Origin of the sequence: Mycolicibacterium hippocampi, assembly GCF_010723735.1 — a bacterium.
GTDB classification, from domain to species: Bacteria; Actinomycetota; Actinomycetes; order Mycobacteriales; family Mycobacteriaceae; genus Mycobacterium; species Mycobacterium hippocampi.
In genome coordinates, this window is record NZ_BLLB01000002.1 from 2,774,817 (window position 1) to 2,794,190 (window position 19,374).

Here is a 19,374-nt window from a genome sequence, read left to right on the forward strand (position 1 = left end):
CTAAGGCGCCGACCCGTCGGCGATGGGGCAGGTCAGGGTGCGGGTGATTCCGGCGACCTGTTGCACGCCGGGAACGACGGCGGTCCGAAGCTCGTCGAGGGTGTCTGCGCCGACCCGTGCCACGACGTCGTAGGGTCCGGTCACATACTCCGACGACAACACCCCGGTCAGGCCGACGAGTTGCTTGGCGATCACCTCGGCGCGACCGACCTCGGTCTGGATCAGAACAAAGGCCTCGACCACGCCGCTATCCCTCCGTCCGGCTGCATAGACTCCTCGCCGCAGGGACCAAACGTACCGCAGGTGGGCGGAGTGTTCAGGGCACGAAGACGCGGCGAAGCGGCAAGCGCGACGGAAGGACCGGACATGGCGGGCGATCACCCGGACGAGTCGCTGGCAGGGGTGGGGGAGTTCGCAGCCATCGACCGGCTGGTGGCTGGACGCCGTCAGCCGCCGTGGGTTTCGCTCGGCCCCGGCGACGACGCGGCGGTGGTCGCATCGCCCGACGGCAGGACCGTCGTCAGTACCGACATGCTGGTCGAGGACCGCCACTTCCGGCTCGACTGGTCGACACCGTACGACGTGGGCCGCAAGGCCATCGCCCAGAACGCCGCCGACATCGAGGCGATGGGGGCCCGCGCCACGGCGTTCGTCGTCGGGTTCGGTGCCCCCGGTGACACCGCGACCGCCAGTGCGGTCGAACTCGCCGACGGAATGTGGCACGAGGCGGGTCTGCTGGGGGCGGGCATCGTCGGCGGTGACATGGTGCGTGCTCCGCAGTGGGTGATCTCGGTGGCGGCGCTCGGCGACCTCGGCGGGCTCGAACCGGTTCGCCGCGGCGGAGCCCGCCTCGGTCACACGGTGGCGGTGATCGGCCATCTCGGCCGCTCGGCGGCTGGATATACGTTGTGGCGCAACGGCATCGGCGGTATCGGTGGTTTCGACGAACTGCGCCGGTACCACCTGGTGCCCGAACCGCCCTACGGCCAGGGCGCGGTGGCGGCGCGAGCCGGTGCGACCGCGATGTCGGACGTCTCCGACGGACTGCTGGCCGACCTGGACCACATCGCGTCGGCCTCAGGGGTGCGGGTCGATGTGCACACCGCCGGTCTGCGGTCCGACATCGACGCTCTGGTGGCCGCGGCCGCCGCGTCGGGCTCAGCGGCGCTGGACTGGGTGCTCGGGGGTGGGGAGGATCACGCCCTCGTCGCGACGTTCCGGGCCGCGCCCCCGCCCGGCTGGCGCGTGATCGGCACGGTCCTCGACGCCACCGACACCACAGAAGCGCCGCCGCGGGTGACCGTCGACGGCGCCCGGTGGAGCGGAGATCCGGGCTGGCAGTCGTTCTGAACTACGCCGCACACTATGTTGGCCTCTCGTGACTGCACGTCCTCTCAGCGAGTTGGTCGACGAGGCCTGGGCCCGCGCACTCGAGCCGGTCGAACCCCAGGTCGCGCAGATGGGTGAGTTCCTGCGCTCGGAACTGGCCGATGGCCAGCGCTATCTGCCTGCCGGGCCGAACGTCCTGCGCGCGTTCAGCTTCCCGTTCGAACAGGTGCGGGTGCTGATCGTCGGCCAGGATCCCTACCCGACGCCGGGGCACGCAGTCGGGCTGAGTTTCTCGGTCGCAGCGGAGGTACGCCCGCTGCCCCGCAGCCTGGCCAACATCTTCACCGAATACCGCGACGACCTCGGCCTCCCCGCCCCGGCCAACGGAGACCTGACGCCATGGGCGCAGCGCGGAGTGATGCTGCTGAACAGGGTGCTCACGGTGCGCCCGGGGATGCCGGCGTCACATCGCGGCAAGGGCTGGGAAGCGGTGACCGAATGCGCGATCCGAGCGCTGGTGGCCCGCCGGCAACCGCTGGTCGCAGTCTTGTGGGGGCGTGACGCCGCCACGCTGAAACCCATGCTCGGGAACACCGCGGTCATCGAATCGGCGCATCCGTCACCGCTGTCGGCGTCACGGGGGTTCTTCGGGTCGCGGCCGTTCAGCCGTACCAACGACCTGCTGGAGAAGATGGGAGCCGAGCCAGTCGACTGGCGGCTGCCCCAGTGACGCCGGACGCGGGTCAGGGAACCGGGCTCGGCGTGACCTCTGGCACCTCGGGCGACGGGATGTCCACGTCCGGCGCCTCGACGTCCGGCGCCTCGACGTCCGGCGAGGGAACCTCGATGGTGGGTTCAGTCGTGTCCGCTGGCTCTGTGGTCTGGGTGGTCTCCGTCGTCTCGACGGTGGTGTTCTCGGTGTCGGCGGATCCGTCGTCGCCACATGCGACCAGGAACCATCCGGCAGCCAGAGCCCCGGAGACGGTGATCAGAGCGGGACGGGCCGTTGCGGCAAAAGTCATCTGTATGGCCATTTCCTTTCCGACCGGGCCTGGTGCCCGACCTCAAGGTTTGGCGTACCCGACAGGGTCGGCACTAAACGGCCGCGCTGTCGGTGCAGATGTACGACACGGCGTTCAGCCGCGTGATACGGCGTTCAGCCGCGTGACACGGCGTTCAGCCGCGTGAGACCTTTCCGGCCTTCAGGCAGGACGTGCACACGTTGACCCGCTGCTTGTTGCCGCCGGGCCGGGTGACCGCGCGCACCGGCTGGATGTTGGGGTTCCACCGACGGCTGGTCCGGCGATGGGAGTGCGACACCGACTTGCCGAAGCCGGGGCCCTTCCCGCAGATATCGCACACCGCAGCCATATGTAGAACTCCTCGAATCAGTACTTGGGGGTCTGGGCCTCTCAGCCGCTCATCAGCGGCTTGACCCGACAACCCGATCAGAATACCGGCCGACGCAGGTATCGCCAAAAATCGGGCCCGGGGGCGGTGTCCACAGGCCCGGCCTCGTCGTCTTCGGCGCTGTCGCCGGTACTGGATAGGCTGGCGCCCACGGCGGCTGCGTATCTGGTGCAACGCCGGCACCACGGCGGGTCTTGGAGGTGGGGATGTCGGCTCGGCGGCTCGATGCGCCTTCCCTGAGACGCTGGGCACACACTGCCGTCGCGGACCTCATCAGGCACACCGACGAGATCAACCGGCTCAACGTGTTCCCGGTCGCCGATGCCGACACCGGAACCAACATGCTGTTCACCATGCGTGCCGCCTGGGCCCAGGCCGACGTGCTCGCCACTGTGGACGACGTCGCAGCGCTGGCCGCCGCGCTGGCCGACGGCGCACTGCGCGGTGCGCGGGGCAACTCCGGGGTCATCCTGTCGCAGATCCTGCGCGGCCTCGCGGAGGTGACGGGGGCGGCGGCCGCTGACCGCGACGGCCCCTTGACCGACATCGACGGCGCGCTCTTCGGCGCCTCGCTGCGGCACGCGGCCACCCTGGTCGTGACGTCGATGGGCGAACCCGTGCCCGGCACCATCCTGTCGGTCCTGCAGGGGGCGGCTGCTGCCGCTGAGCAGGCCGCCGGTGACCGGTGTGAGGTGGCCGAGGTGGTCGCCGCGAGTGCCGATGCGGCGGCCGAGGCCCTGGACCGCACACCCACTCAGCTCGCGGTGCTGGCCGAAGCGGGTGTGGTGGATGCGGGCGGCAGGGGCCTGCTGGTATTGCTCGATGCGCTGAGCGCGACGCTGTCCGGGCAGGTTTGCCAGCGCGACGCCTACCTACCGGCCCCGGCGACGGCCGCAGCAGTGCCCGCGGCCTCACGATCTCCTGAGTTCGAAGTGATGTATCTGCTCGGTGACTGCGAGACCGATGCCGTGGAGAAACTGCGGGCCCGTCTGGACGAACTCGGCGAATCAGTGGCCATCGCCGCATCGGGAGGCGCCGGGGCGGGGCACTATTCGGTGCACGTGCACGCAGACGACGCCGGGGCCGCGGTCGAAGCCGGCCTCGACGTGGGGCGCCTCAGCCGGATCCAGATCACCTCGCTCGCGGCGACCACCGACCGCCATCCCGCCGGCGGCTGGAGCCGCGAGCGGGCCGTGCTGGCCGTCGTCGACGGCGACGGCGCCGAACGACTCTTCACCGGTGAAGGCGCCCAGATCCTGCGCGCGGAGCCGGACCTGCCCGTCAGCGCCCAGCAGCTGCTGCACGCGCTGGTCAACACCGGCGCCGCGCAGGTGATGGTGTTGCCGAACGGGTACGTCGCCGCCGAGGAGTTGCTCGCCGGGTGGGCGGTCGCCTCGGACTGGGGAATCGTCATGGCGCCCGTACCCACCGGATCGATGGTGCAGGGCCTGGCGGCGTTGGCCGTCCACGATGCCGACCGTCAGCTCGTCGACGACGGCTACACGATGGCCAGAGCGGCGGCGGGCGCCCGCTACGGATCCGTCCGCGTGGCTGCCGTCGAGGCGTTGACCTGGGCGGGCGCCTGCAAGCCGGGCGACGGGCTCGGGATCGCCGGCGACGAGGTGGTGATCGTGGGCGAAGACATCGTCACCGCGGGAGCAGGACTGATCGACTTGTTGCTCGGTGCGGGGGGTGAACTGGTGACGGTGCTCACCGGCGACGGGGTGGACGACGACGTCGCCGAGGCGCTGGTCAACCACGTCCATCACCATCACCTGGGGACGGAGATCGTGACCTTCCACACCGGCCACCGCGGCGACGCGCTGCTGATCGGAGTGGAGTGACGATGGCCTCGTTGAACGATCGGCTGCCGTTCCTGGTCGGCGACAAGGCTGCCAGCCAACTCGACGAGTACTTCGGTATCCGCACGGTCTACGACCTGGTGCGGTACTTCCCGCGCAAGTACAGCGATGCCATGACCACCCGCGGCGAAGGGGAGGAGCTCGACCTCGAGGAAGGGGAGCACGTCACCTTCGTCGACGAGATCACCAGAGCAGAACCCAAATGGACCACCCGTGGGCCCAGACGTGAGTACCTGGTGATCACGCTCGGACATCGCCGGCCGAAGGTCACCGCGACCTTCTTCAACGCCAAGTACCTGAAACGGCAGCTGACCGAGAAGGCCCGGGTGATGCTGTCCGGGGAGGTCGGCTACTTCAAGGGCACCATGCAGCTGACGCACCCGGCGTTTTTGGTCCTCGACTCCGGAAAAGGCACCAAGTCGCTGGCCTCCATCGCGGCCGCCTCCGGCGCGTCCGGTGACGAACTGCTGTCGGAGTTCGAGCGGGAGTTCTTCCCGATCTATGCGGCCAACTCCAAGATGCAGACCTGGGAGATCTACGCCTGTGTGCGTCAGGTGCTCGCCGTGTTGGACCCGGTCGCCGAGACGGTTCCGGAATGGTTTGTCCGAGAACATGATCTGATGTCGGAGGACGAGGCGCTACGAGCGGCCCATCTCGCCGAGACGAGCATCGACCGTACGCGAGCCATCGAACGCCTCACCTACGACGAAGCGATCGGACTGCAGTGGGGGCTGGTGGTCCGCAGGCACAGTGAGTTGAGTGACTCGGGCCCGCCGGCGCCGCGCCGCGACGACGGTCTGGCGGCCGCGATGGCCGACCGGTTGCCGTTCGAACTGACCGACGGGCAGCGCGAGGTCCTCGGTGTCATCTCCGCCGAGCTCACCGCAACCCGTCCGATGAACCGCATGCTGCAGGGCGAGGTGGGCTCCGGCAAGACGATCGTGTCCGTGCTGGCGATGCTGCAGATGATCGACGCCGGTTACCAGTGCGCACTGCTCGCGCCGACCGAAGTGCTTGCCGCCCAACATGCTCAGTCGATCCGCGCGATGCTCGGACCACTGGCGCTCGCGGGGCAGCTGGGCGGGGCGGAGCAGGCCACGAGGGTGGGCCTGCTGACCGGATCGATGTCGGCGCAACAGAAACGCGAGGTGCGCGACGAGGTCGCCTCCGGCGAGGCCGGGATCGTCATCGGCACGCATGCGTTGCTTCAGGATGCCGTGGAGTTCCACCGGCTGGGCATGGTGGTCGTCGACGAGCAGCACAGGTTCGGGGTGGAGCAGCGGGATCGGTTGCGCGCCAAGGCTCCCGAGGGCATCACCCCCCACCTGCTGGTGATGACTGCGACCCCGATCCCCAGAACCGTGGCGCTGACGGTGTACGGCGACCTCGAGACCTCGACGCTGCGGGAACTGCCCCGCGGCCGGCGGCCCATCACCACCAACACCATCTTCATCACCCAGAAGCCCGCCTGGCTGGACCGGGCCTGGGCCCGCGTGGTGGAGGAGGTGCGCGCCGGGCGACAGGCATACATCGTCGCGTCGCGGATCGACGAGGACGATACGAAACCCGCCAAGAAGGGCCAGGATTCCAAGGAGCAGGGCCCGCCACCGGTCACCGTCGTGGAATTGTTCGCGCGGCTGCAGCGCGGGCCGCTGGCGGGTCTACGGCTCGGGCTGATGCACGGTCGCCTGCCCAGCGACGAAAAGGAAGCCGTGATGGCGGCGTTCCGCGCCGGCGAGATCGACGTCCTGGTGTGCACGACGGTCATCGAGGTCGGCGTCGACGTGCCCAACGCGACCGTCATGGTCGTGATGGACGCCGACCGGTTCGGGATCAGTCAGCTCCACCAACTTCGAGGAAGGATCGGCCGCGGCCAGCATCCCAGCCTGTGCCTGCTGGCCACCCGGCTGCCGGAGACATCCAAGGCAGGGCAACGGCTCACGGCGGTGGCCGGCACCCTCGACGGCTTCAAGCTGGCCGATCTGGACCTGGTCGAACGCAGCGAAGGGGATGTGCTCGGATTCCACCAGTCCGGCCGCGCCGTCACGTTGCGGTTCCTGTCGCTGGCCAGGCATCTGGACATCATCCTCGCGGCGAAAGAGTTGAGCGAGCGGGTGTACGAAGCGGACCCGCACGACCCCGGCATGGCAGTGCTGTCGGCACCGTTCATCGACGCCGATCGAGTGCAGTTTCTGGAGAAGTCATGAGCCGCAGGCAAGTTCTGTGGGCAATGGTGATCGCCACGCTCGCGGTGATCGTCGCCGTGCAGGTGACCTCGACATCGCAGAGTCACTCCGGGGTCATCGCGCAGGCCGAACTGCCGACCGTGGCGCCGGGTGCCGATGTGCTCGCCGGCGTGGCCGAGATACCGGAACGTGTCCGCGGATACGACTACCGGCGGGACGCGTTCGGCGAGTCGTGGACCGACGAGACCACCGCACCGGGTGGTCGCAACGGCTGCGACACCCGAAACGACATCCTCGACCGCGATCTGCGCGACAAGACCTATGTGTCGATCAGCCGCTGTCCCACCGCGGTGGCCACCGGCACGCTGCACGACCCGTACACCAGCGGGGTCGTGCCGTTCACCCGCGGCAACCAGACCGGTGCCGCGGTGCAGATCGACCACCTGGTACCGCTGGCGCTCGCGTGGGACCTCGGTGCGCGAAACTGGACCGAGGGGATGCGGACGCGCTTCGCCAACGATCCGGCCAACCTGCTGGCCGTCGACGGGCCGACCAATCAGGACAAGGGGGACAAGGAGCCGGCACTGTGGATGCCGCCGAACTCCGCGTTCCACTGCCAGTACTCGATGCAGTACATCGCGGTGCTTCGGGGCTACGGGCTGCCCGTGGATGCGCCGTCTGCGGAAGTGCTGCGTGACGCCGCGCAGAGTTGCCCGACGGGCTGATTCGAGAACGGTTCGGCCGTGGCATCGCCACCGCCTGTGGAGACAGTCGCTACGTGATGTGCTGCATCGACGCCGCCCACGGCCGAACCGTGTTTTCACTTTAACATGTGAACAGGTAGACAGGTGTTTCCCTGCCGTCTCGGCCTGTGGCGCTGCAACAGTCCGACGACCACGTCGACTGCCACGAACGCCACGAGGCTGATGCCGAGTAGGGGGATGAACCAGCCGATCGCTGCGGCGCAGACGATCACCGCGAGTGCCGCACCGCGCGGCAACATCGCCAGCGCGCCGCGACGCGGTGGTCGGCCGAACCGACGGTTCCCCTGCTTTGGTCGGCGTCTCCACCACATCACGTAGCCGCGGACGATCATCGTGACCAGTGCGATCGCCAGGACCGCCAAGGCCAATTGATTCGCCAGCCCGAACAGGGTCCCCATGTGGAGCTGAATGCCCCATGCCGACAGCTTGGCTGCCAACGGCCAGTCCGGAAACCAGGAAGTGTCGGTGATCGCCCCGGTGGCCCCGTCGACGGCGACCGCACTGTTCGACATCACCCACGGCTGACGGGTCTGCGCCACTGTGAACGCGGAATCGGCGTCGGCGGGAATGCCCAGCTCCACCGGCCCGTCGAGCCCGGCCGCACGGGCCGAGCTCAGCACCCGGTCGACCTCGTTCACATGAGAAGCCGAAAACGCCTGTGATGTGCCGAGTTCAGCGGCCTCGTGGTGGTTGTGCCCGGCGTGGGCTGCCGGATCGCCCTCGGCACCGGATCGACCGGCGGTTGGCAGGGCTTTCGAAACCGCGGGTGTGGTCCACGACATCGCTGAGCGCAACGTGTCGATGTTCGCACCTGCATAAGTTGACCACGTGAGTCCGGTCGCAGACAGGAACAGGAGGCCGCCGGCGACCCAGATTCCCACCGTTCCATGCCAATTCAAGGTCCGAGAGCGGCCCGTCGTGCTCCGATCGACCGTCAGCAACCGTGCTTTGGCCGAACCCCGCGCTTTCATCCGGCGGTATCGACTGACCCACAGGTACCCGCCACCCAGCGCGATGAGCCACAGCCACGAGGCGGCGAGTTCGCTGTAGATCCGGCCCGGATCTCCGAGAAGCAGACTGCGGTGCAGATTGCTGATCCAGGTCCGCACCGGCAGGGCTCCGCTGCTGCCGTAGACAGTCAGCTGACCCACCGGTTCGGCGGTTACCGGATCGACGAACACCGCGTGCCGCTCAGAGGGGCCGAGGTCTGAGTCGGTGAACATCACCCGCGTCGTGTCGCCCGGATTGCCCACCGGTCTGACCGCTGCCAGGATGAGGTCGGGTCGCACCTGTTGGGCGGCACGTATCTGCTCGGCGACCGGTAGCGCCGGACCCTGCGACTCGACATGCAGATAGTCCCGGTAGACCAACTTCTCAAGGGTGGGAGCTATCGCGTACAGGCCGCCGCTGAGGGCGGCCACAAGGAGGAATGGGCCGACGAAGATGCCGGCGTAAAAGTGCAGACGCATGAAGAACTGCCGGTGGCGCGCTGGTGGGCCGGCCTCGGGAGCCGGACTCTGTTCGGTTTCGGTGACGGACATCGGTCCTCGATTTCGGTGAATTCACGCTCGTGGTGGTATGGAAAGTGCAGTTGTGCAACGCAACTGATCAGGCAGTGCGCCTCGGTCGCCAACTCGTGAGTGTCTGTGCATTCGTCACGTTGCGAGCAGCTTCTGGCCCAGGTGTTCGCCTTTCACGACGCCGGGCAGGATCGCGAACGTCGCCGAGCCGATCGTCGTCACCCAGCGGTTGAGGGCATCAGCGTCGGCCAGCCGTTGTTGGACTGGGATGAACTGTCTTCGGGGGTCGCGCTGATATGAGGCGAAGATCAGTCCACTGTCACTGGTTTCGTCGTCCGACGGAGGATCGTCGTAGTTGTATGGCCGGCGCAAGAACTGTTCCTCATCGTTGCGGTGCCGTGCCAGGGCGATATGAGCGTTGGGCGGGATGACCGGGATTCCATTGCGGCTCGCGGTGAGATCGGGGACGTCGTTCTCCCGTTCGCCGGTCAGCGGGGCGCCCGTGTCGAGACGCCGCCCCATCGTCAACTCCTTGCTCGTTCGGTCGAGTTCGTCCCAGGTGTCCATTTCGGCGCGGATGCGCCGAAGAACCAGTACGGTTCCGCCGGCGAACCACTGCTGCTGGGCGCCGTCGTCCCAGACGTTCCGATCGAACGCCGCCTCGTCGTGAAGATTTGCGGTTCCGTCCACTTGCCCCATCACATTGCGCATACTGCCGCCGGGCCGACCAGGTCCGGGTGCGCCGCGGAAACCCGACTGCCGCCAGCGTTGCCGCGTCATGCTTCTGACGTTCTTCAGCAGAACTCGCAGGGCGTGCGACACGACAATGGGATCGTCGGCACAGACCTGAAGCAGGATGTCACCGCCACACCACCCTGGGTCGAGGCGGTCGGTTGCGAACGCAGGTAACTCAACTGCTGCTTCCGGCAGCAGATGAGTCAGACCGATGCGCTCGAAGGCGTTCGCCCCCAACCCGACGGTGACAGTGAGACGCGCAGGCTGGACCGCGAGTTCAGGCTCAGTGTCGGCAAGAGCCGGCCTACCCTGGGTGAGTCGTGAAGCATCGGCGGTCCACAACTTGAGGACTGCAGCGAGCGTGTCGCGTGCGTTTCTGCTTGATTGGGGAGTGAGATCGAGCGCGACGAATGTTGCGTGCCGTTGCGGGATGGTCGCTACTCCGGCCTGATGTACACCGTTGAATGGCTCTGCAGCGGAGAAGGGTTCGCTGGCCGAGCTTGCGGAACGGCCGGCACTGCCATGGGTCATGGCGGCGCCTGCGGCCAATGCGGCGGCACCTCCGGTGAGGAGGCGCCGCCGATTGACTGGCAGTCGGCGCGGGGCAGGTTCGTCAGCCGTGTTCATGGTGGGGCATTTCAGCGTGGGTATCGCTGTTCGGCTGATAATCCTCGTCTGCGCCAGGAAAATCGCGAATCTGAACAGTGACCGGCAGTGTGGAAGCGTCCTCGAACACCACATCGAGTGCGACGTCAGCGCCGGGTTGCAGCGGTTCCGTGAGGTCCATCAGCATCAGGTGGTCGCCCCCGGGTACCAGATCGTGTGTCCCGCCTGCGGGTACGACAACTCCGTCGGCTTTGGGGCGCATCGTCTTGGTGCCGGCGGAGCCGGAAACGACCTCATGCACTTCAACACGGCCTGCAAGTGGCGAGTCACCGGACACGATGCGGACATCCTGCTGTCCATCGTTGGTGATCGTGCCGAATACTGCGGCCATTTCTTCGTCGCTGGAGTTTGCCCATTGGTCCGTGATGGTGACGGAGGAGGCCATGGGTGCATCCTGTTGCTCCGATGACAACGTACATCCGGAAGCGGTGAGTGCCGCGGCGGCGAGGAAAGCGCCGACGGTAGCTCGGATTCTCATGTCAGACAAGGGATTCTTCTTTCGCAAAGTGATGCAAACGATGTGGGATCGCGCCGAGATCCGGTTTCACGACTTCGAAACCGCAAAGCACAGCGCAACAGTGGAGGAAGAGCGCGCGACCGCCGGCGCGGCAATAGCGCGCGATCAGGTAGCGGACGAAGCCCAGCTGCCGCAGTTCTGCAGCGCGGGTTCGCGAGTCAGGGAACCGCTGTTATGCGGTGGCAATCAATCGTGGGGGGAGCGCGCATACCCAGCCCGGTGGTGAAAACCGGTCGTACGGCAAGGATGTTCGTCGTCCGTCGGACGGTCCGGATCGCCGGTCGCGGCGCACGCAGCGCGAACAGGCGTAGCCAGCAGAGCACCGACGAACAGACCACGTAGAGGTACTCGGCGGCCGTGATGGCCATACCCAGGACCACGGCCGCCCCGATATGGGAGGCGGCCATCGATGGGCTCATGCCCAGCGCACTGCCGGCATGGTGGTGGCCCGTCGCCACCAGGGCCACGTGTCCCAAGAACTGCGCAGCGCACAGCGCAGCCGCGGTCGCCAGCCACCGAGCGGAGCGGCCTTCCAACCGGAGGAAGCCGATTGCCGTCCCGATCGTGGCGCAGACCAGAAGCGAGATGACCAGGGCTCCGCCGAGAGGGACGCCACCGCCGGCGGCGGCGTGTGCACCTATCGTCATCAGCGACGAGGCCACGCCGACCAGGGCGCCACGCAACCCGCGCGCCCGTGACGTCGGCGATTCCACGAGGGATACCTTACTCGTACTACTACACGGACTAGTAGGTCAGGTTCCGGAGTAGGTCTCGGGGTCCGGACGGAATCTGGTTCCGTTGTCGAGACCGTTGAGGGTGGCCATCTGGTCGTCGGTCAGCTCGAAATCGAAGACCTCGAGGTTGGACCTGATTCGCTCCGGAGACGACGAGCGTGGGATCACGACATTGCCCAACTGCAGGCTCCACCGGACCAGCACCTGAGCCGGTGTCTTGCCGTGTGCCTCGGCGACCGCGGTGACCGCGGCATTGTCGAGGAGGTTGCCCACGCCCAGCGGACCGTAGGCCTCGGTGGTGATCCCGTACCCGGCGTTGATCGTCCGCAGTTCGGCCTGGTTGAGCAGCGGGTGCAGCTCGATCTGGTTGACCGCGGGGGTGAAGAACGACAGGTTGATGATGTCGTCGAGGTGGCCCTCGTTGAAGTTGCAGACACCGATCGAGCGGGTGTCACCGACTTCCTTGGCCTTCATCAGGCCACCCCAGCTGTCGACGTACTTGCCGTGTTCGATGGCGGGCCAGTGGATGAGGTACAGGTCCACGTACTCGAGGCCGAGCCGCTCCAGGCTGGCCTTCAGGGCGTTCTGCGAGGATTGGAAACCCTGGTCCTCGGTGGCGAGTTTGGTGGTGACGAACAGCTCGTCGCGCGGGACCCCGGACTGGGAGATCGCCCGTCCGACCGCGGCTTCGTTACCGTAGGCGGCTGCAGTGTCGATCAGTCGGTAGCCGGCCTCCAACGCCGCCAGGACCGAGGCTTCGGTTTCGGAGTCCGACAACTCGCCCACACCGAGGCCGAGCACCGGCATCGTGTTGTCGTCGTTGAGTGTGACGGTGGGAATCGCTGCCGCCGAGGTCATGTCACCTGCCCTGCTGAAGTGGAATGCTCGTTCACCGGAACCCCGGTCGTCGATGTGGATCCGGGCCGGGGACACGGTTTCGCCGATGACTATATTGCGGTGTCGGTAAGTCGCCTAATCATTCGCCTGCCCGGGAGTTTTGCGCCTGGTGCGCCGTAGTGGGCCGTCTCACTCGGCGCCGGCGGTAAGGTCTGCCCCAACCGATGGAGCAGACATGACGCAGAGCGCGACGGGTCAGGCGCCCGTCACCGAATTCCCGGGTACGCGTCCGAGCCGCAAGGTCCGTGTCCGGGACGTACTGGCCAACAAGGTCGCCGGGGTGACGCTGCGGGCATTGCCGAGCATCCCGGACGGCGTCAAGCGCGTTCTGCTGGGTGGCCGGTCGATCACCCTCGACGGCAACACCCTCGACACCACGCTGCAGCTGATGCTCACCGGCCAGCAGTCGCTGGGACTTGACGGATTGGTCGGCGACGACGACTTCGTCGCCGCGCGCGCCCAGCTGGAGCTGCTCGCGGACAGCTACAGACAACGCATCCCGGTATCTGCCGTCAACGATCTGGCGGTGGCCGGTGCCGTCGGGCCGATCAAGGCGCGGCATTACCGCACCGACCAGCCCGACGCGCCGCTGCTGGTCTTCTATCACGGCGGTGGCCAGGTGATGGGGAGCATCGACACTCACGATGATCTGTGCCGCGAGATCTGCCGCGCCGGACAGGTCCACGTGCTGTCAGTCGACTATCGGTTGGCTCCCGAGCACAAGGCGCCCGCCGGAGCCGAGGACGCCTACGCCGCATACCTGTGGGCCATCGAGCACGCCGCCGAGCTCGGCGCCGATCCGGGGCGGGTCGCGGTGGGCGGAGACAGCGCCGGGGCCAACCTGGCCGCGCTGGTGTGCCTGCGTGCCCGGGACGACAAATCGCCGCCGCCCGCGTTACAGCTGCTGTTGTACCCGGTGACCGACTACACCGCGCAGACCCGCTCGCGGACCCTGTTCGCCCGGGGCTTCTTCCTCACCAGCGACGACATCGACTGGTTCAACAACCGGTTCCTCGACGGTGCGCAGGTCGAAGGATCCGATCCGCGGGTGTCCCCTCTTCTTGCCGAGGATTTGTCCGGGCTGCCGCCGGCCCTGGTCGTCACCGCCGGGTTCGACCCGCTACGCGACGAGGGCAGGAACTACGCCGAGGCCATGCGCGGGGCGGGCGTGGCCGTTGACTATCGCGAGTACGGATCGATCGTGCACGGGTTCGCCAACTTCTTCCCGCTCGGCGGAGCCAGCGCCACCGCGACCACCGACTTCATCTCTGCAATGCGTGCGCATCTGACCCGCGCGGGCTAATCCTCGCCGGGGACGCCGGTACTCTGTCTTCCGTGGCCACCAAACCCAAGAAGAACGCGCGTTACGACCTGAAGGCAGCCGACCGTAAGCGCAACCTGTTCATCCAGATCGGTCTGACCTCCGTCGTGGTGTTGTTCGCGGTCGCCCTGGTGCTCTACATCGTGATGGGCGCCGAGGACAGGCCGACCGCAGGTGAGGCCGAAGCCATCAGGGTGGAGTCGAGCAGCCTGATCACCAAGGATGGCACCGAGGAGCCCAAGGCGCTGGTGTCGCTCTACGAGGACTTCCTGTGCCCGGCGTGCCGCAGCTTCGAGGAGCAGTTCGGGCCCACCATCAGCCAGCTCATCGATTCCGGAGCGATCGCCGCCGACTACTACATGGTGAGCATTCTGGATCGGCCGCAGAACCAGAACTATTCGTCGCGAGCCGCCGGCGCCGCCTACTGCGTGGCCTCCGAGTCGAAGGAGGCGTTCCGCCGCTTCCATGCAGCCCTGTACGCCCAGCAGCCCAGCGAAACCGGGACCAACTATCCGGACAACGCCCGACTGGTCGAGATCGCCCGTCAGGCCGGCGCCGCCGGAAATGTCCCCGAGTGCATCAACAACGGCACCTTCGTCGACATGGTCAGCGGCCTGGCCGCGGCCACCGAGGTCCAGTCCACCCCGACGATCCGCATCAACGGCGAGGACTACCAGCCCAGCACGCCGGACGCGCTCGTCGCCGAGATCAGGGAGATCGTCGGAGACGTTCCCGCCCTCGACGCGGTCGCACCCGCCCCGGCGTCGTGACCGTCACGGCGTCTGGCCCGGCGGCATCGGCAGCCGATTCGTCGGACGCCGAGCCGACGGGCGTCGCGGTCGCCAGGAGCAGCGCCCTGTGGGTGCTGGTCGCCGGGGTCATCGGGTTGGCATCGGCGCTGACGTTGACGATCGAGAAGATCGAACTGCTGATCAATCCCGACTACGTCCCTTCCTGCAGCATCAACCCGGTCCTGTCCTGTGGCTCGGTGATGATCACCCCGCAGGCGTCGCTGCTCGGCTTCCCCAACCCGCTGATCGGCATCGTGTCGTTCAGCGTGGTGGTGGTCACGGGCGTGCTGGCGCTGGCCAAGGTGGCGCTGCCGCGCTGGTACTGGGCCGGTCTGGCCGGTGGCACGCTGCTGGGCACCGTGTTCGTGCACTGGCTGATCTTCCAGAGCCTGTACCGGATCGGCGCGTTGTGCCCCTACTGCATGGTGGTGTGGGCCGTGACGATCCCGCTGCTGGTGGTGGCCGTGTCGATCGCGACGCAGCCGCAGCACAGCGGCTCCGCGGTGGTCAGGACCCTCTACACGTGGCGGTGGTCGCTGGTGGCGCTGTGGTTCACCGCGGTGACCCTGCTGATTCTCGAGCGATTCTGGAACTACTGGTCGACTCTCATCTGATCGGCGCCCCCGATGAGGTTAAGGTGAACCGTGACCGGTCGGATCTCCAAAGTCCTCGTGGCCAATCGCGGCGAAATCGCAATCCGCGCGTTTCGCGCCGCGTACGAACTGGGCATCGCGACCGTCGCGGTGTATCCGTACGAGGACCGCAATTCCCTGCACCGACTGAAGGCGGACGAGTCCTACCAGATCGGTGAGATCGGGCATCCGGTTCGCGGCTACCTGTCGGTCGAGGAGATCATCCGGGTGGCCACCGCGGCTGGAGCCGACGCCGTCTACCCCGGTTACGGGTTCCTGTCGGAGAATCCGGAACTGGCCGCGCAGTGCGCCGCCGCGGGCATCACGTTCGTCGGCCCCACCTCCGGGGTGTTGGAGCTGACGGGGAACAAGGCCCGGGCGATCGCCGCGGCGCGTGCGGCCGGGCTGCCGGTGCTGGCGTCCTCGGACCCGTCGGCTTCGGTCGACGAACTGATGGCCGCCGCGACCGACATGGAGTTCCCGCTGTTCGTCAAGGCGGTGTCCGGCGGCGGCGGCCGCGGCATGCGCCGGGTCACCGACCGCGCTGCGCTGGCCGAAGCCGTGGAGGCTGCCAGCCGCGAGGCCGAGTCCGCGTTCGGGGACCCGACCGTCTACCTCGAGCAAGCGGTGCTGAACCCACGTCACATCGAGGTGCAGATCCTCGCCGACAACGACGGCAACGTGATGCATCTGTTCGAACGGGACTGCAGTGTGCAGCGCCGCCATCAGAAGGTCATCGAGCTGGCGCCCGCGCCGAACCTGCCCGAGGAGCTGCGGCAGAAGATCTGCGACGACGCCGTCGCGTTCGCCCGCCAGATCGACTACACCTGTGCGGGCACCGTGGAGTTCCTGCTCGACGAACGTGGGCACCACGTGTTCATCGAGTGCAACCCGCGGATCCAGGTGGAGCACACCGTCACCGAGGAGATCACCGACGTCGACCTGGTCGGCAGCCAGTTGCGCATCGCGTCGGGGGAGACGCTGGCGGACCTGGGACTGAGCCAGGAGTCGCTGGTCATTCGAGGTGCTGCGATGCAGTGCCGGATCACCACCGAGGACCCGACGAACGGGTTCCGGCCCGACACCGGCCGAATCACCGCATACCGCTCCCCGGGAGGCGCAGGCATCCGCCTGGACGGCGGCGCCGTGCTGGGCGGGGAGATCGGCGCGCATTTCGATTCGATGCTGGTCAAGCTCACATGCCGGGGCCGTGATTTCGGGTCGGCGGTGGCACGTGCCTACCGGGCGTTGGCGGAGTTCCGGGTGCGCGGGGTGTCGACGAACATCCCGTTCCTGCAGGCGGTCATCGACGATCCCGACTTCCGGGCCGGCCGGGTCACCACCTCGTTCATCGACGAACGCCCCTACCTGCTGACCGCACGCTCGCCCGCCGACCGCGGCACCAAGATCCTCAACTACCTGGCCGATGTCACCGTCAACCAGCCGCACGGACCCAGGCTGTCGTCGGTGTATCCGCACGACAAGCTGCCGCAGGTCGACCTCGACACGATGCCGCCGCGCGGCAGCAAGCACCTGCTCTCCGAGGTGGGGCCAGAAGGTTTCGCCCGGTGGATGCGGGAGTCGAAGTCCGTCGGCGTCACCGACACGACGTTCCGCGACGCGCACCAGTCCCTGCTGGCCACCCGGGTTCGCACCTCCGGACTGTTGATGGTGGCGCCCCACATCGCGCGGCTCACCCCGCAACTGCTGTCCATCGAGTGCTGGGGCGGTGCCACCTACGACGTGGCCCTGCGCTTCCTCAAGGAGGATCCGTGGGAACGGTTGGCCGCGCTGCGCGAAGCGGTGCCCAACATCTGCCTGCAGATGCTGCTGAGGGGTCGCAACACGGTGGGTTACACCCCCTACCCGGAGACGGTCACCCACGCCTTCGTGCAGGAGGCGACCGAGGTGGGTATCGACATCTACCGGATCTTCGACGCTCTGAACAACGTGGACTCGATGCGTCCGGCGATCGACGCGGTGCGCGAAACCGGCACCGCCGTCGCCGAAGTCGCGATGTCCTACACCGGGGACCTGTCCGACCCCGGCGAGAACCTCTACACCCTGGACTACTACCTCAAGCTCGCCGAGCAGATCGTCGACGCCGGGGCGCATGTGCTGGCGATCAAGGACATGGCGGGTCTGCTGCGGCCGCAGGCGGCGGCGATGCTGGTCAGTGCGCTGCGCAGCCGGTTCGACCTGCCGGTGCACGTCCACACCCACGACACCCCGGGCGGGCAACTGGCCACCTATCTGGCCGCCTGGCAGGCCGGCGCCAGCGCCGTCGACGGCGCCTCGGCGCCCTTGGCGGGCACCACGAGTCAGCCCGCGCTGAGCTCCATCGTCGCGGCGACGGCGCACACCGAATACGACACCGGGCTGTCGCTGTCCGCGGTGTGCGACCTGGAGCCCTACTGGGAAGCGCTCCGAAAGGTGTACGCGCCGTTCGAGTCCGGCCTCCCTGCACCCACGGGGCGGGTGTACCGCCACGAGATCCCGGGTGGACAGCTCTCCAACCTGCGTACCCAGGCGATCGCGCTGGGCCTCGGCGACCGCTTCGAGGAGATCGAGGCCGCCTACGCGGGCGCCGATCGGATCCTGGGTCGACTGGTCAAGGTCACGCCGTCGTCGAAGGTGGTGGGTGATCTCGCGCTGGCGCTCGTCGGCGCCGGCATCACGGCCGACGAATTCGCCGCCGAGCCGGACAAATTCGACATTCCGGACTCGGTCATCGGGTTCCTGCGCGGTGAGTTGGGAGACCCCCCTGGTGGCTGGCCGGAGCCGCTGCGCAGTAAGGCGCTGGCCGGGCGTGCCCCCGCCAAGCCGGTGGTCGACCTCACCGCCGAGGACTCCGAGGCGCTGGGCCAGGCGGGGACCACGCGTCAGGCCACCCTGAACAGGTTGCTGTTCCCTGGTCCGACAAAGGAATTCGAGGCCCACCGGGAACTGTACGGGGACACCTCGAGCCTGTCGGCGAACCAGTTCCTCTACGGGCTGCGCCACGGTGACGAGCACCGGGTCAAGCTGGAGCGCGGCGTCGAGCTGCTCATCGGGCTCGAGGCGATCTCCGATCCCGACGAACGCGGCATGCGCACGGTGATGTGCATCATCAACGGCCAGTTGCGGCCGGTCGTCGTCCGGGACCGCAGCGTGGCCAGCGAGGTGCCCGCCGCCGAGAAGGCCGACCGCAACAACCCCGATCACGTCGCGGCCCCGTTCGCGGGCGTGGTGACCGTCAACATCGCCGAGGGCGACGCGGTGGAGGCGGGTCAGACCATCGCCACGATCGAGGCGATGAAGATGGAGGCCGCCATCACCGCGCCCAAGGCGGGCAGCGTCACCCGCGTCGCGGTGTCGGCCACCGCGCAGGTCGAAGGGGGAGACCTGCTCGTGGTGGTGGGTTCGGCGGGCAGGAGCGATGCGACCGGGGGATCAACCTGACCCGCATCGTTGCCGGCGCCCTCGGGGGACGCCGAATATCGGTGCCGCAGCACAAGTCCGGGCAGGGTACCCGTCCGACGACCGACCGGGTCCGCGAGTCGCTGTTCAACCTGCTGGCCGCGCGGATCGATTTCGCCGGACTCGACGTGCTCGACCTGTTTGCCGGTTCGGGGGCGCTGGGCCTGGAGGCTTTGTCGCGAGGCGCCGCGTCGGCGCTGTTCGTGGAGTCCGACTCCCGGGCGGCGGCGGTGATCACGAAGAACATCACGACGTTGGGCGTCGAGGGGGCGTCGGTGCGCCGAGGCTCGGTGGCGGCGGTACTGGATGCCGGCACCACCCGGCCGGTGCATCTGGTGCTGGCCGACCCGCCGTATGGGCTGGGTGAGACCGAGGTCGGCGCGATGCTCGCCGCCCTCGCGCGTGGCGGGTGGACGATGCCGGGCACGGTGGCGGTGGTGGAGCGCTCGGCCTCGGGGCCGGAGATCACCTGGCCGGACGGGTGGACGACGTGGGGTGCCCGGCGCTACGGGGACACCCGGATCGAGCTCGCCGAACACGACTGAGCTGGC

18 protein-coding genes are annotated in these 19,374 nt (G+C 67.8%); 10 read left to right on the forward strand and 8 right to left on the reverse strand.

Translation table 11 applies throughout. The annotated features are described in order from the left end of the window. Window positions 1-243, reverse strand: coding sequence for an Lrp/AsnC family transcriptional regulator (locus G6N53_RS14430; RefSeq protein ID WP_163889373.1), 243 nt, complete (start codon window positions 241-243; stop codon window positions 1-3). A 123-nt stretch (window positions 244-366) separates the two neighbouring features. On the opposite strand from G6N53_RS14430, the gene G6N53_RS14435 reads away from it, so the two are divergent. Next, on the forward strand, window positions 367-1,350 hold the full coding sequence (locus tag G6N53_RS14435) for a thiamine-phosphate kinase (protein WP_163889375.1): 984 nt from the start codon (window positions 367-369) through the stop codon (window positions 1,348-1,350). 28 nt (window positions 1,351-1,378) lie between these two features. Further along, a complete protein-coding gene (locus G6N53_RS14440) occupies window positions 1,379-2,059 on the forward strand; it encodes a uracil-DNA glycosylase (protein ID WP_163889377.1) in 681 nt (226 codons plus the stop codon). 13 nt (window positions 2,060-2,072) lie between these two features. Here the strand turns inward: G6N53_RS14440 and G6N53_RS14445 are convergent, their stop codons facing one another. Continuing rightward, window positions 2,073-2,351, reverse strand: coding sequence for a hypothetical protein (locus G6N53_RS14445; RefSeq protein ID WP_163889379.1), 279 nt, complete (start codon window positions 2,349-2,351; stop codon window positions 2,073-2,075). Window positions 2,352-2,505: 154 nt separating this feature from the next. Then, window positions 2,506-2,700: a 50S ribosomal protein L28 gene (rpmB, locus tag G6N53_RS14450; RefSeq protein WP_163889381.1), complete on the reverse strand. Its 195-nt coding sequence runs from the start codon at window positions 2,698-2,700 to the stop codon at window positions 2,506-2,508. A gap of 245 nt (window positions 2,701-2,945) precedes the next feature. Between rpmB and G6N53_RS14455 the strand changes: the two genes are divergently transcribed. Genes G6N53_RS14455 through G6N53_RS14465 form a run of 3 tightly spaced genes read left to right on the forward strand, consistent with a single transcriptional unit; the run spans window position 2,946 to window position 7,512 of the window. Beyond that, on the forward strand, window positions 2,946-4,583 hold the full coding sequence (locus G6N53_RS14455; RefSeq protein WP_163889383.1) for a fatty acid kinase ATP-binding subunit FakA: 1,638 nt from the start codon (window positions 2,946-2,948) through the stop codon (window positions 4,581-4,583). Window positions 4,584-4,585: 2 nt separating this feature from the next. After that, window positions 4,586-6,808 (forward strand): ATP-dependent DNA helicase RecG, encoded by a 2,223-nt coding sequence (recG, locus tag G6N53_RS14460; RefSeq protein ID WP_163889385.1) that lies wholly within the window; start codon window positions 4,586-4,588, stop codon window positions 6,806-6,808. Beyond that, window positions 6,805-7,512 (forward strand): HNH endonuclease family protein, encoded by a 708-nt coding sequence (locus G6N53_RS14465; RefSeq protein WP_163889387.1) that lies wholly within the window; start codon window positions 6,805-6,807, stop codon window positions 7,510-7,512. Before recG ends, G6N53_RS14465 begins: the two co-directional genes overlap by 4 nt. Window positions 7,513-7,607: 95 nt before the next feature. Here the strand turns inward: G6N53_RS14465 and G6N53_RS14470 are convergent, their stop codons facing one another. From G6N53_RS14470 to G6N53_RS14490, 5 genes are all read right to left on the reverse strand, one after another. Beyond that, window positions 7,608-9,092, reverse strand: coding sequence for a PepSY-associated TM helix domain-containing protein (locus G6N53_RS14470; RefSeq protein WP_163889389.1), 1,485 nt, complete (start codon window positions 9,090-9,092; stop codon window positions 7,608-7,610). A 114-nt stretch (window positions 9,093-9,206) separates the two neighbouring features. Then, a complete protein-coding gene (locus G6N53_RS14475; protein WP_163889391.1) occupies window positions 9,207-10,433 on the reverse strand; it encodes a Dyp-type peroxidase in 1,227 nt (408 codons plus the stop codon). Continuing rightward, window positions 10,420-10,950: a copper chaperone PCu(A)C gene (locus G6N53_RS14480; protein ID WP_163895894.1), complete on the reverse strand. Its 531-nt coding sequence runs from the start codon at window positions 10,948-10,950 to the stop codon at window positions 10,420-10,422. The genes G6N53_RS14475 and G6N53_RS14480 overlap by 14 nt, the downstream gene beginning before the upstream one ends. Before the next feature lie 197 nt (window positions 10,951-11,147). Then, window positions 11,148-11,702 carry a hypothetical protein gene (locus tag G6N53_RS14485; RefSeq protein ID WP_163889394.1) on the reverse strand — a complete coding sequence of 185 codons (555 nt, stop codon included), beginning with the start codon at window positions 11,700-11,702 and terminating at the stop codon, window positions 11,148-11,150. A gap of 39 nt (window positions 11,703-11,741) precedes the next feature. Beyond that, a complete protein-coding gene (locus G6N53_RS14490) occupies window positions 11,742-12,581 on the reverse strand; it encodes an aldo/keto reductase (RefSeq protein ID WP_163889396.1) in 840 nt (279 codons plus the stop codon). Between the two features lie 214 nt (window positions 12,582-12,795). Between G6N53_RS14490 and G6N53_RS14495 the strand changes: the two genes are divergently transcribed. Genes G6N53_RS14495 through rsmD form a run of 5 tightly spaced genes read left to right on the forward strand, consistent with a single transcriptional unit; the run spans window position 12,796 to window position 19,368 of the window. Then, the gene (locus G6N53_RS14495) at window positions 12,796-13,923 is read left to right on the forward strand and encodes an alpha/beta hydrolase (RefSeq protein ID WP_163889398.1); all 1,128 of its coding nucleotides are present in this window, start codon (window positions 12,796-12,798) and stop codon (window positions 13,921-13,923) included. A gap of 32 nt (window positions 13,924-13,955) precedes the next feature. Continuing rightward, complete coding sequence (locus tag G6N53_RS14500) at window positions 13,956-14,711, forward strand: DsbA family protein (protein WP_163889400.1); 756 nt, start codon at window positions 13,956-13,958, stop codon at window positions 14,709-14,711. Continuing rightward, on the forward strand, window positions 14,708-15,346 hold the full coding sequence (locus tag G6N53_RS14505) for a vitamin K epoxide reductase family protein (protein ID WP_163889402.1): 639 nt from the start codon (window positions 14,708-14,710) through the stop codon (window positions 15,344-15,346). Before G6N53_RS14500 ends, G6N53_RS14505 begins: the two co-directional genes overlap by 4 nt. A gap of 30 nt (window positions 15,347-15,376) precedes the next feature. Beyond that, window positions 15,377-18,805 (forward strand): pyruvate carboxylase, encoded by a 3,429-nt coding sequence (locus tag G6N53_RS14510; RefSeq protein WP_163889404.1) that lies wholly within the window; start codon window positions 15,377-15,379, stop codon window positions 18,803-18,805. Beyond that, on the forward strand, window positions 18,802-19,368 hold the full coding sequence (rsmD, locus tag G6N53_RS14515) for a 16S rRNA (guanine(966)-N(2))-methyltransferase RsmD (RefSeq protein WP_163895896.1): 567 nt from the start codon (window positions 18,802-18,804) through the stop codon (window positions 19,366-19,368). The genes G6N53_RS14510 and rsmD overlap by 4 nt, the downstream gene beginning before the upstream one ends. Window positions 19,369-19,374: the final 6 nt, after the last annotated feature.